Source organism: Streptomyces coffeae (genome assembly GCF_016741875.1).
Lineage (GTDB): Bacteria > Actinomycetota > Actinomycetes > Streptomycetales > Streptomycetaceae > Streptomyces > Streptomyces coffeae.
On record NZ_JAERRF010000033.1, the window covers coordinates 14771 to 29626 of the forward strand.

Sequence of the window (14856 nt, forward strand, 5' to 3'; positions counted from 1 at the left end):
CGGTTCAGGTCCCAGCCAGCGTCGGACCGTTGGTGTTCAGCAGAGTGAGGCCAAGGTGAGTCAGCGTATGAAGGGCAGTCTTCCCTTCCCGGGTGACAACGGTCAGCCCGGCGCTGCGCAGGGTGGTGGCGTGCTCGCTGGCGCTGGCCATTGGTATGCCCGCCCGCTGCGCAAGCTGGGTGGTGGTGCACGCGGGATGATCGGCTATCACGCACAGCACGACCGCCCTGGTACGCCCGAGGAGCGCGACCAGGGCCGGCGGCACCGGAGCGTCTGCCTGACGGACGCCGGCGGGGGGAGCCCAGAGGGCGGCCGCATCGACTGGGTTGTGCAGAGCCGGGTACACCATGACCACCGTGTCGGCCTCAGGGCTGGCAAACAACTGGGGTACCGGCCCGCAGAACACTGATGGAGCCAGTACGAGCGTGCGGCCCGCCAGGTGGAAGTCAGCTCCCGGATGGAGCAGCGGGTGATAGCCCGAGATCTCCAGCACGGGGGCCCTCCACACGACCAATGGGCGCAGGCTGTCCAGCAGCGCCTCCACCCCACCGTGCACCATGACCCGCCCGCGCCGCGCCACTTCCCCGTCCAGGTGCCGGTGGATGCGCACCCAGTACGGGGCGACGGCCACCCGGTGGCAGTGCTGTAGCGCGGTGGCCAGTCGCCGCACCGCCTGCCGGTCAGCACCCATCGCCCCGGTCAGCCACGGTGCCCGCCGCCTAGCCGTGAGCGGAAGCACCGCGAACTCCGCGCGCAGGCGCCAATCCGGCACACTGCACAGCCGTTCCAGCCCCTCGTCGATACAGTCTGCCGTGCCTACCAGAGTGAACAGATCCACCAGCCCCCCGGCAGGCGGGCTGAGGAACCGCGCGGTGTCCGGTCCGTCGCCGGTAATCAGCGGACCGGTGCGTGCGCGCCAGCCGCCGAACAGCGCCTTGGCGTCGCGCCGTTGCATGTTCCACAAACTGATCTCTGTCTCTGCGAGCGGGCCCAGCACAGTGATCCGCACCCGTGCCAGGTCCGCGGCAGTGAAGTGAACCCGCAACACAAGCTTCCCCCTCATCTGCGCCTGAGAGCGATCCTCCCTATCGGTTTCGTTTCGGGACAGACCGAATCCAGTTGTTCGTTGTCGGCCAGGGCGCGCATCGTTTCCCTGAGCAGGGCGCACATGGCACCCGGGCCGCTCGACCGGGAGGACTTTCATACGCGCCTTGCGACCTCTGTCCACGCGCCGGAGAGCATGGCCCTGCCCGACAGCCTGGTGGAGGCCTTCGGCGCCACGTGGGAAGCCCGTCGTCCGAGAAGGAAGGAACTGGCATGCGTACCCGACTCCAGACCCTCTGCGACCGCCTACTGGAGAGCGTCGCCCCCAAGGCGACCGCCTCGGCCGTCAGCTGCTGGCAGTTCGACTACTGCTCGCGCAACGCCTGCGGCACCAACCGGCACCGCCGCTACGAAGTGGACCCCTGCAACGACAGGTTCCGCTCCTGCTGCCCCGGCAGCTGTAGCTACTCCGGCCGCCCCTGCAGCTGACCACTTGCGGGGGATGCTACGACCGCATCCGGCGCCGGCGCGGGGTGACCGACCCCGCCCGCGCCCGGATGCGGCACGCACCGCCCTCTGAGACTCGGAGAGGGTTTCTCGATTGATGGTCCACATGATCGACGCCGGGCGGGTCCTGCTGGGACTTGTCTTTCTCTGCTCCCTCGCCGGGAAACTGCGGGGAGCGGTCGCCTTCCTGGAATTCCGCGCGGCAGTGGGGCAGCTTGCCCCGGCGCTGCGCCGCGTACGCAAGCCCGTCGCCGTCCTGGTGGTCGTGGCCGAGGCGCTCGCCGTCACGACCCTCGCCGTGCCGACGACGGCGGCCTTCGGCTTTGCCTTGAGCGCTTCCCTGCTGACGGTGTTCACCGTCGGCCTGGTCGGCGTGCTGCGGCGTGGCGCGACCACCCCCTGCCAGTGTTTCGGGCGGAGCGCCCCGGTGGCGCCCCGTCATGTCGTACGCAACATCGTGCTCGGCCTGGTCTCCCTGGGCGGCCTCGGCGCACACCTGGCCGACTCCGGCGCGGCAGCGGGCCGAGTATCCGCCGGGCTGCTGCTCGACGTGGGCGTGGCGGCGCTGCTCGCCCTGCTCACGGTCATGCTGGACGACTGGGCGGAGCTGTTCGCGCCGCGTCCAGCGGCGGGGGAGATCCGTTGAGCCGGGCGACCACCACCCTTGCCGCCAGCATCGCGATCGCCGCCACCGCGATCGCCGCCGTCGCGCTGCGCCGCCGCTACGTCGTCGTGACCGTGATCGGCGCGAGTATGAGCCCCACACTCGTCGAAGGGGACCGGGTACTGGTCCGGCGCGTCCCGCTGAAGGCGATCACCACCGGACGGCTGGTGGTCACCGAACCACCGCACGAGCGCCGTTGGGACGCCGTACGGGCGCACGGATTGCTGATCAAACGCGCGGCGGCGGTGCCGGGGGACCCGCTGCCGCGCGAAGGCGCACCAGCCCTCCTCGATCTGCCGGAAGAGCGGGTCCCGGAGGGCCGAATCGTCCTCCTCGGCGACAATCCGGCCGCCAGCCTGGACTCCCGCTACTGCGGCTATTTCCGGGCCGAGCAGATCGTGGGTGTCGTCGTCCGCCCCCTGCCCCTCTCGGCCAAGTGACCGGGACAGCCACCAGGAAAGGATGCATCACCATGGCCTATCTGACCACAGCAGTCGTGCTGCTGGGACTGCTCGGCCTGCTCAACCTGGCGCTGGTATACGGCGTGGTCCGCCGCCTGCGCACCGCGGGCCCGGCCCACTCGGGTGCCGGGCCCGGCACCGACAAGGTCCTGGGGCCGGGCGGCGCCGTCGCCCCGTTCACCGCACTCGACACCCAGGGCCGACCGCTGACCCTGGACGCTCTGTCCGAGGGGCTCATCGTCCTCTTCCTCGCCCCCTGGTGCGCCGCCTGCCAGGAGCTGCTGCCGCTGGTCGCCGAGCGCGCCGCCGCCTATGGGCCGGAGCGCCTGTTGGCCGTCGTGGAGGAAGACCCGACGCAAGAGGGCGGCGGTGTCGCGGAGTACGTCGAGCGGCTCGTTCCGGTGGCCCGGGTGGCTGTGGTCCGCGACGGCGACGAGCTGGTCGAGGCGTTCCAGGTCACCGGCATGCCCGCGTATGTGGAGATGGGCGCGGGCGGCATCGTCGCGAGCACCGGCCGGACTCTGCCCCGCCGGACGGACACCGTCCAGGCCGGGCACTGATCGGTGATCCGACGAGCTCGCACCACCGCGCTCGGCACAGCCCTCGCGCTCGCCTGGCGCGCGGCGCCCGGGCACATGGCCGCCCTACTGGTCCTCACGGCGGCCGGCGCCGCGACGCCCGTCGCCGTGGCCTGGCTGACCCGACTGGCCCTGAACGCCCTGGCCGGAGCGGGCGACACAGTCCTGCTCGGCCTGGCACTCGGCCTGGCCGCGCTGGGTCTGGCGACGGCGGTGATGACGCCGCTGACCACGTACCTCGGCAATCAACTCGACCGCGCGACAGCCTTCACCGCGGTGTCCCGCGTCTACTCAGCCGTCAACTCCCTCGCCGGGCTGTCCCGGCTGGAGAATCCCGGCTTCCAGGACCAGCTGCGGGTGGCCCAGTCAGCGGGCAGCCAGGCTGTTGGGGGAGTCCTGGAAGCCGGGCTCGCCCTCATCGGCGGCGTGCTCACCGCGGCCGGCTTCATCGGTGCGCTGTACGTGCTGAGCCCCGCCATGACCGCGGTGGTCCTGCTGTGCGTCGTACCCCTGCTCGTGGCCGAACTGCGGTTGGCACGCCGCCGGGCCCTCGGCGACTGGCGGGCGAGCGTCGCTTCGCGCCGCGCCGGCTTCTACGAGATGCTGCTGTCCAGCCTGGAGGCCGCAAAGGAGATCCGGCTCTTCGGGGCGGGCGGCTTCCTGCTCGACCGTATGCTCGCCGCCCGCCGCACCGCCGACGCCGAACGCCGCGCCGTGGACCGCCGTGAGCTGCTGACCCAGGGCGCGCTGGCCCTGCTCGCCGCGGCTGTCGGCGGGGCCGGCCTGGTGTGGGCGACGGAGGCTGCCCAGCGCGGACAACTGACGGTCGGTGATGTGGCTCTGTTCATCTCGGCCATCGCCGGAGTGCAGGGTGCGCTGGGCACCCTGGTGCGATCCGTGGCGCAGCTGCACCATCTGCTGCTCATCATGGGCCACTACCAAGCCGTCGTCGGGACGGCCCCGGACTTGGCTTCCGCCGCACCGCCCGATGAGGCAGTGTCCCTGCCCGCACTGCGCGAGGGCATCGAGTTCCGGGATGTCTGGTTCCGCTATGACGCGGGGCATCCCTGGGTGCTGCGCGGGGTCAGCTTCCGCATCCCGTACGGGCAGGCGCTGGCCCTGGTCGGACACAACGGCGCCGGCAAGAGCACCCTGGTCAAGCTGCTGTGTCGGTTCTACGATCCGACGCGCGGTGCGGTGCTCTGGGACGGCGTCGACATTCGACGGGTGCCGGTGGCGGAGCTGCGCCGTCGGCTAGGCGCAGTGTTCCAGGACTACGTGGAGTACGACTTGACGGCCGCAGAGAACATCGCCATCGGTGATGTGACGGCCATGGACGACCGGCCACGGCTGGTATCCGCAGCCCGGGCCGCAGACATCGACGGCGTGCTCGGGGCACTGCCGCGAGGGTACGACACCCTCCTCAGCCGGCTCTTCTCCGACGACGGCCACGACGGCCGGACATCCAACCAGGCAGGGAGCCCGTCGGACGAGACCGGAGCCCTGCTGTCGGGAGGCCAGTGGCAACGGGTGGCCCTGGCACGGGCGTTCCTACGGGCCGACCCCGACCTGTTGATCCTGGACGAGCCGAGCTCCGGTCTGGACGCGGAGGCCGAACACGACATCCACCAGCGGCTGACGCACTACCGCAAAGACCGCACCAGCCTCCTGATCTCCCACCGGCTCGGCGCGGTGCGCGCCGCCGACCGGATCATCGTCCTGAGCCAGGGCCGGATCACCGAGGAAGGCACACACACCGAGCTTGTCGAGCGCTGCGGCACATACGCCCGACTGTTCGCCCTGCAGGCCAGGGGATACCAGAAGTGAACCGGTCACTGAACGCCGACGCCCTGATGAGGATGGCCCTCGGTCGAGGAGCCGATGTGAGCGCGGCGTCGTCATGCCGCTGCCCAGTTCAGCCCGGGCTCCGCGAGCACCTTCTTGTCCAGGAACCGACGGGCGTGCTGCATCGGTGCCCCGAGCGCCCGCCCGATCAAGCTGAACGACTGCCCCTCGCGCCAGCGTCTCCAGATCTCATCCTGTTGAGCCGACGAAAACCCGTAGTCACGCAACCTGTGCCTCCACGATCACATGATCATCCGAGGGTGGTGCGTTGATCACTTGAGGGTGCCATCGTTTGCCGACAGATGGGGCGCGGCCTGATCCGGCCGCCCGCGTCCACCGGGGTTGAGGGTGCGCTGTCCCGGCCGAGCCGCCGGTGGGAGACTGCCGCCCGTGTCTGGGTTCACGAGGGATACGAAGTACTACGGCGACCGGCTGGTATACGAGCCGCTGGAGAGGAAGTGGGCCGGCTACCACGCCCGCCACTGCGGGTGCGGACAGGACTGGCTCGAAGCCCATGCTGTCCCGGCCGGGTTCACCGTGATTCCCCGGGGCAAGACCGGCTACTACGGGCTCGTCGGCCCCGGCCTGACCGAAGGCGTGGACGACGGCACTGACCGCGAACGCGTTATGGGAGGCGGTGACCGGCAAGCCGGGCACCCAGCCGACAAGTACTACTGCTCCTTCCAGCGCTGGCTCCCGGCCACCTCGCCAGCATCGCCGACCCCGAGCACGTCAAGACGATCAGGCTTTTCGTGACCTGGCACGTCCTTTCTCGGCTTCGGGCCCGCGCCGAGCGGAGTCACATCACACCCAGCGTCCGCCGCCTTCGCCGCTGAACAGATCAAGTACGCGACCGCCTTCCTGCAATGGCTCGGCGAGCGGAACAGCACCCTGGCGTCCTGCGGCCAGATCGATATCGACGCCTGGTTTGCCGAGAACACCGAACATGCCCGCACCTGCCTGAGGGCCTTCCTCAACAGGGCTATGCAGAGCCGCCGCTGCCGACGCTCCTTCTCCATCCCCGCGATGAAGGTTTCCCGGCGAGCCGCGCTGAGCGAGGACGAGCGCCTCGATGCCCTTGGCCGACTGCTGACCGATACGGAGATACCGACGCGTCTCCGTGTCGCCGGAGTCATCGTGCTCCTCTACGCGCAGCCCGTGAGCCGCATCGTCCCGCTCACCGTCGACGACGTGATTCGCGACAGCGGCGCGGTGCTGCTACGGCTCGGCGAGCCCGCCTCGCCCGTTCCTGCACCGGTCGCTGTCTTGCTGCTGGAGCACATTGCGGAGACGGTACGCCGCCGGCGATCACTCATGGTCACCAGCTGGCTGGGTTCCACGAGGAACCGGCGACAGCTGAAAACGAGCCCACCGCGATCAGACTCCAAGTTGATTCGGCGTTGACGGGTCGCGCTCTCGGTTACACAAAACCGCTCGCGGTGGGCAGCCACCGGCGCGATGCTGTCACGATGCCTGCAGAGACCGCTTACCACGACGAACTCGGCGATTACTTCGCAAAGAACGCCGACACCAGCCCCTACAACGCGCACACCGATCGGCCCGCGATGCTTGCACTTGCAGGGGACGTTGCCGGGCTGAAGATCCTCGATGTCGGCTGCGGGGCCGGGCACTACGCGGCCGAACTCCTCGCGGGTGGTGCCGAGGTAGTCGGAATCGACGGCAGCGCGACTCTGCTGAGTCACGCGCGGGAGCGATTGGGCAACCGGGCCGAACTGCGCATGCACGACGCGGAGAAGCCACTGAACTTCATCGACGACTCATCGTTCGACGGAGTCGTGTGCGCATTGCTGCTGCACCATATCGCCGACCGGCCGCGACTCCTCGGCGAGCTACGACGCGTCCTGCGTCCTGGCGGGTGGCTACTGGTCTCGACGACCCACCCGACGGCTGACTGGCGGAAATTCGGTGGCTCGTACTACGCCGACGACTGGGTTGACCTCCCGCTCGCCGGAGGCCCGTTGGCAATCCACTACCAACGCATGCCGCTGGAAACGTTCCTGAACGAGCTGCTGGCCGCCGGATTCACGCTTGAAAGACTCATCGAGCCTCGCCCGATGCCTGGCCTGCAAGAACTCGACGAAACGGCCTACAACAAGCTCCACCAGGCTCCGTGCTTCCTCGCGGTCAGACTCCTGCGGCCCTGACCGCACGCAATCCGCGCCTCCTTGGCGAACGTGCACAGTCACGGCCCCCGTTTCCCAAGCGCAGAACCGGCAACACTTGAATACGCGACCTCGCCAGTACCGAGGCCGGCCGCCGACTCGTGCTGCGGTTCCGGGGGACCTTCGCGGTCAAGAACGCCTCGACCTTCAGGGCAATGCTCACCGACAAGGCACAAAGCATCCTGGACAGCGCCGCCGAGTTATCCGGCCTCGGCCATGCTCGCCGTCGGTCCTCCCCACGAACGGATCAAGCGCCCACGACTACTCGGTGGCCTCCTCAACGGCTACGAGCGGGCGGCGTGGATGCGCAGTTCAGCGTAGGTGGCCTTGAACCCCACAGGGCGCGCTGTCCGGGTCCCGACAGGAAGTCATTCGGGGGAGGGGGCAGGTATCGGCTGCTCGAGCGGTGCGATGCGCGTCCGTCTCGACCTCGGTGGCGGAGCCGCGCATCTGCCTCCGGGCAGGCGTCGCTCCGTGCGGTCCGAGTGACCGCGAATCCACACCTTCGGCGGGACGGACGCGAAGGCCCCGTTGCCGTCTTCGAGTAAGTTCTCGCGATTGCTTCCTTGCGTGCCACGATGTCGAGAAGGGCTTCGACGGCGCCGGGATCGGCCTCCCCGGGCCTGCCCGCTTCCCCGACTGCGTGCCGCTCGCCCCGCTGATCATGCCCGGCTGGGACGGCTTCCCGTGCGCGAGACGCTCTGCCAGGAGCTGGCCGGCCCCGTCAAGGTCGACAACGAAGTAAACCTCATGGCGATGGGGGAGCGGCACGCGGGCGTGACCCGTTCCGTGCAGGACTTCCTCTTCGTCAAGATCGGCACCGGCACCGGCCGCGCTACCACGTCATCAGTTGCTCCCGTCCCGCCCTGCTCAGCCCTGTGGGGTTCCAGAACTCAGCCACTGGCGATGACCTGCATCTCTACGCCGCTCGTTCGTACTTGTTGATGAGACCTCCGAGGATCGGTCGGCGCTTTATCCGCTCGTGGGAGAGGCCGGCGATGGGGTGGTCGGGCCGATGTTGCGCGGCGGAGTGATCCGTCGCCCCGCGTGTCGCGGGCTCCTATGCCGAGATGTTTCCGCACGGTCCTGCGAGCGGCGGCAGGTGAGACTCCGCGGCCCACCCACTTGTAATCCGACCCTGAACGAGCCATGCGACCCCTCATCAGCTCCGTTGCCGGGCCGAGGTGGTGCTGGTTGCAACTCGTGGGCACTCCAATGCCCGGATCGCCCGGGACACCGGCCTGCACCGGGATACGGTGCGTACCTGGCGGGGCCGGTTCGCCGTCGGCCGAGCCCACCCCGGGGCGGTTCACGCTCGCCGGCGGGCAAGCCTCCGGTTCATGAGCATGGTCATCGACCACAGCACCATCGCCTCGTGGACCTGCGGCAGCGTCTCGTGACAGCGCCGAGCATGCCCCCTGATCATGCTGCCGCAGCGGGAAACACCAAGATCCCCGACAGAGTCGAGCTCAGTACTGTCAGTAGTGCTCTTCCCGGTAGACGCCGTCGGCGTCGACACCACAGCCCCACCCACCAAAGCTCGTGTTCGCCAGCTCCATATTGACGACGAAGGAACCGGCCGCTGCGAGGGTGATCCTGAACGCATCGTCGTCATCGTCGGGCAGGTTGTTCACGGCCAGCAACGGGAACTCTGCGGAAGCCAGTGCCCCCTCGTCGGCGATGAGGACGAGAGTACTGTTGGGCCAGCCTTCGTCATCACGCCCGATCCGCGCCTGGATCTGATCCGCCGTGAAGCCCGCATAGGCGCGGTTGCCGATGACGGTGATCGACTCGTAGTGCTCCGAGCCTCCTTCGAGGGCTTGGAGCAAGCGTGCCCACTCATCCGGCTGCTCGAAGGACGTCCGCACCAGGAGCGGACCGGCGGCCTTCTCGATCGTGGAGGAGGGTGGCTCGGGCTCGGCCCCCGTACGCTCGCCGGGGATGACCTGGATGAGGAAGCGGGGCTTCTTACCGTCCGACGACCGGTCACTGGCATGGACGCGGACCAGGTAGGGGCCGACTCCTGCGGTGGCGAGATTCTCCTTGCGCAGCGGCTCGTATCCGCTGTCGCACAGGGCGAGGAAGCCGGTCGTGGAGATCACGGTGATCTCTTCGACCTCGTCCCAGCCGCTTCCTGCTCCCGGGTCATCTCCGGCATAGAGGGTGACGATGGGGTTCTCCAGGGTGCTTCCGGCGTCGATGTGCAGCCAGTCTTTCTCGGCCGCCAGGAACCCGCGTCTGCGCGGCTGCTTGCCGGCGTCGGGGTCCATGACGGCCAGGTCGCCCCACTCCTTCATCTTGAGCGGCCGGGTGCGGCCGTCAAGGAGCGGCCAGGTGGAACGCTGCATGGAGAACCCCCATCGTGCTTGCTGTGCCGGCCCGTTACGTCCTGGAAGGGTAAACGGCCACTGTGGCAGGCGCGTTGCACGCCCTACTTGTTGGTCTTCAGCGTCATGGAGTGCACGTTGACGCGGGCGCGGACGTCCACGCACATGATGGTGATGAGCTTGCAACCCACGGCGGCGTCCGTGTTGGCGTAGACGGTCTCGACGGCCGGGGTCCGGGCGACGGCGATGCTGTAGTTCGGCGGTGCGGCCTGCGCCGTTGCAGCGCTGATGCCGGTGAGGAGGAGCGGGCCGAGAGCGGCACCGATGAACGCCCTCACCTGTGATCACCAGCCCTCGACGCAGGGAATGCGGAGGACGCACAGAGACCGCCCCGCCTGGGCCCATCCGGCGGAACCAAGGAGAACCGCGCCGTACCCGCCGGCGCACGATGCATGGCACATGCCATCGCCCATTCCCTCACAGCAGATCCCACGACGGCCACCACGCCACCTTCCGCCCGATCAGCCCACACACCACACCAGCACAAGGCGTCTGGCACCACGTGTGATGAGCTGTTCCCTGACGGGGGAATCGTTATCCTGGCCGCCACCATGCGACGGCCGCGTCGGCGCGCCCCCGTCCGCACACCGCACACGGGATCATGCCCACGGACGCAAGGGACGCCATCAGTGACATCGGGCCGCACCACCCCCTATCGCAAACAAGGCGCGCAGCTGCTGGCCCTCCTCCTGGACGGGGCGGCCCCCGGAGACGCCGGGCGGATGCGCCACCGGCTGGGGGAGGACGCGCCCCACTATCTCACCTTGGTGCAGCTGACCGACCAGGCCCGCGCCCACGCTCTCCGCGATCCCGATGTGCAGGTACGGCGCGCCGTGATCCGCGCGAAGGGGCTGACGGCGGAGGACTTGGCCGTCCTACTGGAACTGCCCGATCCCGTCGTCGACCAGCGCGTGTACGAGCACAGCGCGGCCCTGCCCTGGATGCGCCGCCGCATCCTCGCGCCCGGCCGATACCCCGACTCCGCTGTCCTGAAGCCCCTGTTGGTCCGCATCCGTGCGACCACGCAGGATCCGCCCGGCCTCGAGCACTTCATCGCCGCGGCTGTGGTCAGCGATGTGCCCGAGGTGGCCGGGCACGCGCTGCGTACCTGCGGCGAGGCGCTGACCACCGCCGAGCAACTGCGCGGAGTACAGAGCCTGCTGGCACACCCTGAGCGGCTGCGCGCCCTCCTCGACGACGCAGCCGCACACCTGGGCCCGGGTGTCGGCGAGATCGCCCGTGCCTCGCTCGGTGGCGATGACGGGGGTGAGGGCGTCCGTCGGCTGCGCGCCGCCGTCACCGCCGCCGAGGGAGCCGAGGGGCTGATAGCCGGGCTACGGGCCGGTGAGCCCGAGCCGGGCTGGCGCCGTACGCTGGACTGGGACGCCCTGGCAGCGGCCCATGGTTCCGAGCCGCTGCCGGAGGCCGCCGTACGGGTCCTGTCCGTCCGCCCCGACTGCCCCGAGTCGCTGCTCGCCGACTTCTACCGCACCCACCCCGCCACCGTCGCCGACACCGCCCGGCCCAGCCCCGCTGTACTGCGCGCCGCCGCCCGTACCCCCGGCCACCCCGAACTCCTGCGGCTCGCTGCCGCCCTGGGCTCTGCCGATGAGGACACCGGCGCGGCCGTCCTCAACGCCGTCGCCCCCGCCCGTACCGCGGCCGATGCTCTCGCCCCATGCGGCAATGGCGCCGCAACGGCACTGCTGCGCGCCCTACTCCGCCGGAACCTGGGTGCCGACCCCCGCCGCTGGGCCACGTTGCGCGTCAGCCTGTCGCGCTACAAGGGCACTCTCGCCGACCTTCTGGCCGCCATCGCCGACGGTACGGTTCCCCAACCCCCGCCCACCGCCAAGGTGCCGGGCCTGACCAAGCCGTACCGTTTCCTGTTGTACGCCGCCGAGCCTGACGACCTGCGCGATCTGCTTCCCCATCTGTCCGACGAGCTGCTGGCCGCCCTGCTCGGCAAGGGCCCGTTGCCCGCGCACGTCCTCGACACCGCCCTCGCGGCGGCCGATCCACGCGCCCGCGCCGCCATCGGGCGCAACGTGGCGCTCGGCGCGAGCGAGCTGCGTCGGCTGACCGAGTGCGACGAGCCCGCAGTCAACGGTGCCGTGTACCGCAATCAGAAGGCGACGCTGACGCTGCGACGCGCGATCGCCTCCGGCGTTCCGCGCACCCCCGGCCGTACCGGGCGGCTCCCGCTCGACGCCGGGCTGCGCACCGAACTCCTCGCGAGTGCGAACAAGGTCCTGTGCACTCCTCTGGTGACCAGCGGGGACCCTGAACTTGTCGCGCATGCCTGGCGGTTCTTCCCCACCGACGAGATGGACCGTTTCGCAGTGGTCCGCGTGTGGGAGCGCAGCGGCCCCGACGCGGTGCGGGCGCTGATCGCACTGCTCCCCGAGAGCGCCCGGACCGGCCGGCTGACCGAGGACACCTTCGCCGCGCTCGACCACCCCGACGGCGTGGCCTTGCTCCGCGCGGACATGGAGCCGTACGAGGATCCCGACCAACTGCCCCGGGAGTTCGCGTACTCCGGCGGCCGCAACGCCACCCGTCGGCTCATGCGCACCATCGTCCACGAGCCGTATGCCTACGACTTTCCCCGCCTGATCGCCGCCCACCACAAGCACACGTTCGATCCCGAGCCGATCGCCGAACTGCTGCGCCACGAGGACGTCGACGAGGAGTTCCGGATGGCCCTCACCGCGTCCCGGCCGTACGGGGTTGCGGACGCGGAGGTCGTGCGGGACGGCGTTCTCGACCCGCTGGCCTACCTGCGCGCCGAGAGGTGGCCGCGCCACCAGCGCTGGTTCGAGGGGGCCGCGCGGCAGGGCTCCCTCTCTCCGGAACGACTCATCGACACGGCCCATCCCGCATCCGCGGTCCTGGAGAGCCTGTCCGAGGACGGGAACGCGACCGGCGCGGCGGCCCGACGGCACGTCAGGAGCCTCGTACGGGAGCATCTGGCGGGTCACCCCGAGGCATGGGTCATCGCACTCCAACTGATCGAGAGCTTCACCGGCACCCTCGCCGAACTGCTCACCGCCGCCGCGCAGGCGGCGGGCCCCCGGCCCGCAGCCGAATCGCTCGCCCGCCTCGACGCGAGACGGCTGAGCGCCGAGGCCGAGGCGGTGGCCCGTGAGCCGGCGCCCGCACCTCCCGAAGAGGAACTCCACATCGTCGATCGCCAGCGCCTCGACCAGGCCCTGGACACCAGCGCCGCGATGGCCGCCATCGACCTGCTGCGCGGACTCCACCCCGGCGCCCCACTGCCCACGGACCCCGATGTGCTGGAGAAGCTCGCCGACACCGACTCCTCCGACATCCCCGGGCATGCGCATCCCGACTGGCTGGACGAGGCGTGCCGTGTTCACGGCACCGCCCGGGCCGTGAACACGCTGGCCTCCCGGCGCGGTCCCGCGTATGCGCGTTTCACCGGGCCCGAATGGGACGAGATCAAGGAGCTGGCGGCTTGCCGCAACGGCCATATCGCCCCCAGCGAGATGGTCGCCCGGCGGCCCGCCGCTCAGCTGGATCCGCTGCCGGACGCCTGGCGCCGCCGTGGCAAGGCCGCCGATCAGCTGCGCGCCGTACGTCTGCTCATCGCCGACCGGCTGGGCACCGACCCCGGCCGCTGGCTGCGTGCGCTCGCCGCCATGGACACCGAACGGGCACAGCAGACGTTCGGCGAGCTGCTCGACCACGCCGCCACCGACGACGGTCCCGACGCGCCCACGGCCCTCACCCCGGCGGCCGCCGGGCTGCTGCTGCACGCCGGCGCCGACGTCCTGGCCGCGGTTCTGCCGCGGCTGGACGCCGGGGCGACGGTCACGCTGGTCGAGAAGGCATGTGCGCGCAAGCATGTCACCGACGCGATCCTCGACCATGTGTGCACTCGTGGCGACCGGGCGGCCCTGCTCGTGCTCGCCAAGGACTCGGAAGCCGCCGGGCGGCATCCGGGTCTGCGGCGGCGGCTCCTGACCGCCGACGATCCCGCCGTCAACGCGGTGCTCTACAACAGGGCCGCCCACCGCTCCACGCCCGAGATCCGCCGGACCATCCTCTCCCGCCGTCCCCAGGGGCGCTCTGCCGCCGGGCCGGACGACCTGCTTCCGCTCGCCCCCGAACTTCGTGCCCAGCTGCTCGAGAAGTTGTTCTTCACCGGACAGAAGTACCTGCAGGACTACCGCGTCCTGGCCGAGGCGGCCGACGCCGAACTCGTCGAGCATGCGATCGCGTCGTGGGGGAAGTGGGTACCGCTCATGGACCATCTCCTCGTCGCGCGCAACTCGTTGCGCCACGGCGGCCCGGACCATCTGCGCTCCCTGGTCGACCGGGGTCTGCTCAGCACCGCCGCCGCCAAGGTCGCCACCAAGGCGCTGGCCTCACCCGACCCCGACGCCGTCCTCACCGCCCGCCTCGACCTCGAGCTGAGTACGGAGCGGCTGGTCACCAAATTGCGGGCGTGCAAGCAGTACGAGGAGGAGAGCCTCCTCGGACTGCCCTACCGCCGCGACTGGGACGTCCTGATCCGCGCCCATGAACGGGAGCCGTTCCCGCAGTGGGTGTGGACCGGGCTCTCCCGGCTCCCGGATGCCCCGCCGGAGGTGGCCAAGGGCGGTACGGGACGCTGGTCGTCCGTTCCCGCCCGTGCCCTCGCCCAACGCGATCCCGACCTGGCCCGCGAGGTCATCGCGGTCCCCGCCGGGCCGGGCGGGCGCGAAGTGTTCGGCGCCACGCTCGACTCCTTCCTCGAAGCGTGTCTGCTCACCGGCGCCGATCTCCTCCACCGTGCCGAAGGCGCCAACCGCGTTCTGCACTATCTCCGCGAGGCCGCCGTACGTCGCGAACTGCCCGCCGCGCTGGAGGACACCGTCCGCGACGCCACCAAGGAGCTGGCCGCCCTGGCCGATCGGCACCTGGGCGACGACCCCGCGGCCTGGCAGCGGCTCTATGCCGCGCTGACCCGCAAGGACCGCGACTGGCCGCGGCCCGGGGCGCCGGTCACCGTAGCGGCGCTCCTGGAGCACGCCGCCAGGGAGCCGCTGGTCTGACGTCCGGTCCGGGGCTCGGCGCTCGCGTATCGGGCACCGAGCCCTCGGGCTCGGCCAGGGCAGCGATGGCGACTGGCCCGATGACTCCTACGCGGGCGGGGTCCTGGCCGCTGCCTGCCAACGCGCC

14 protein-coding genes and 2 pseudogenes are annotated in these 14856 nt (G+C 70.3%); 11 read left to right on the forward strand and 5 right to left on the reverse strand.

The window, feature by feature from the left end:
• Positions 1-4 precede the first annotated feature (4 nt).
• Positions 5-1048, reverse strand: coding sequence for an ArsR/SmtB family transcription factor (locus JK363_RS35170; RefSeq protein WP_307821993.1), 1044 nt, complete (start codon positions 1046-1048; stop codon positions 5-7).
• 269 nt (positions 1049-1317) lie between these two features.
• Between JK363_RS35170 and JK363_RS35175 the strand changes: the two genes are divergently transcribed.
• From JK363_RS35175 to JK363_RS35195, 5 genes are all read left to right on the forward strand, one after another.
• Positions 1318-1533 carry a hypothetical protein gene (locus tag JK363_RS35175; protein WP_201881617.1) on the forward strand — a complete coding sequence of 72 codons (216 nt, stop codon included), beginning with the start codon at positions 1318-1320 and terminating at the stop codon, positions 1531-1533.
• Positions 1534-1648: 115 nt separating this feature from the next.
• Positions 1649-2197: a MauE/DoxX family redox-associated membrane protein gene (locus JK363_RS35180; protein WP_201881618.1), complete on the forward strand. Its 549-nt coding sequence runs from the start codon at positions 1649-1651 to the stop codon at positions 2195-2197.
• Entirely contained in the window at positions 2194-2655 is a 462-nt protein-coding gene (locus JK363_RS35185; RefSeq protein WP_236076351.1) for a S26 family signal peptidase, read from the forward strand. The genes JK363_RS35180 and JK363_RS35185 overlap by 4 nt, the downstream gene beginning before the upstream one ends.
• 32 nt (positions 2656-2687) lie before the next feature.
• A complete protein-coding gene (locus JK363_RS35190) occupies positions 2688-3236 on the forward strand; it encodes a TlpA family protein disulfide reductase (RefSeq protein ID WP_201881620.1) in 549 nt (182 codons plus the stop codon).
• Positions 3237-3239: 3 nt separating this feature from the next.
• Entirely contained in the window at positions 3240-5081 is a 1842-nt protein-coding gene (locus JK363_RS35195; protein WP_307821994.1) for an ABC transporter ATP-binding protein, read from the forward strand.
• A gap of 119 nt (positions 5082-5200) precedes the next feature.
• On the opposite strand, the pseudogene JK363_RS45090 reads toward JK363_RS35195, so the two are convergent.
• Positions 5201-5326 (reverse strand): annotated as a pseudogene (locus JK363_RS45090) (IS30 family transposase); the annotation flags it as partial.
• Positions 5327-5489: 163 nt separating this feature from the next.
• Here JK363_RS45090 and JK363_RS43155 point away from each other — a divergent pair.
• A complete protein-coding gene (locus tag JK363_RS43155) occupies positions 5490-5855 on the forward strand; it encodes a hypothetical protein (RefSeq protein WP_201881628.1) in 366 nt (121 codons plus the stop codon).
• Between the two features lie 48 nt (positions 5856-5903).
• Here JK363_RS43155 and JK363_RS43160 read toward each other — a convergent pair whose 3' ends face one another.
• Entirely contained in the window at positions 5904-6047 is a 144-nt protein-coding gene (locus JK363_RS43160; protein ID WP_236076352.1) for a hypothetical protein, read from the reverse strand.
• A gap of 78 nt (positions 6048-6125) precedes the next feature.
• On the opposite strand from JK363_RS43160, the gene JK363_RS43165 reads away from it, so the two are divergent.
• The 4 genes and pseudogenes from JK363_RS43165 to JK363_RS43175 all read left to right on the forward strand — a co-directional run bounded on the left by JK363_RS43165 (position 6126) and on the right by JK363_RS43175 (position 8682).
• Entirely contained in the window at positions 6126-6503 is a 378-nt protein-coding gene (locus JK363_RS43165; RefSeq protein ID WP_236076353.1) for a hypothetical protein, read from the forward strand.
• Between the two features lie 65 nt (positions 6504-6568).
• The gene (locus JK363_RS35210) at positions 6569-7264 is read left to right on the forward strand and encodes a class I SAM-dependent methyltransferase (RefSeq protein WP_201881630.1); all 696 of its coding nucleotides are present in this window, start codon (positions 6569-6571) and stop codon (positions 7262-7264) included.
• Between the two features lie 530 nt (positions 7265-7794).
• Positions 7795-8113: pseudogene (locus JK363_RS43170) on the forward strand (ROK family protein); the annotation flags it as partial.
• A gap of 356 nt (positions 8114-8469) precedes the next feature.
• Complete coding sequence (locus JK363_RS43175) at positions 8470-8682, forward strand: helix-turn-helix domain-containing protein (RefSeq protein ID WP_307821995.1); 213 nt, start codon at positions 8470-8472, stop codon at positions 8680-8682.
• Positions 8683-8760: 78 nt separating this feature from the next.
• Here the strand turns inward: JK363_RS43175 and JK363_RS35225 are convergent, their stop codons facing one another.
• Complete coding sequence (locus JK363_RS35225) at positions 8761-9630, reverse strand: DUF6924 domain-containing protein (protein WP_201881632.1); 870 nt, start codon at positions 9628-9630, stop codon at positions 8761-8763.
• 83 nt (positions 9631-9713) lie between these two features.
• The gene (locus tag JK363_RS35230) at positions 9714-9947 is read right to left on the reverse strand and encodes a hypothetical protein (protein WP_201881633.1); all 234 of its coding nucleotides are present in this window, start codon (positions 9945-9947) and stop codon (positions 9714-9716) included.
• A gap of 351 nt (positions 9948-10298) precedes the next feature.
• Between JK363_RS35230 and JK363_RS35235 the strand changes: the two genes are divergently transcribed.
• Positions 10299-14729: a hypothetical protein gene (locus tag JK363_RS35235; protein ID WP_201881634.1), complete on the forward strand. Its 4431-nt coding sequence runs from the start codon at positions 10299-10301 to the stop codon at positions 14727-14729.
• Positions 14730-14856 lie beyond the last annotated feature (127 nt).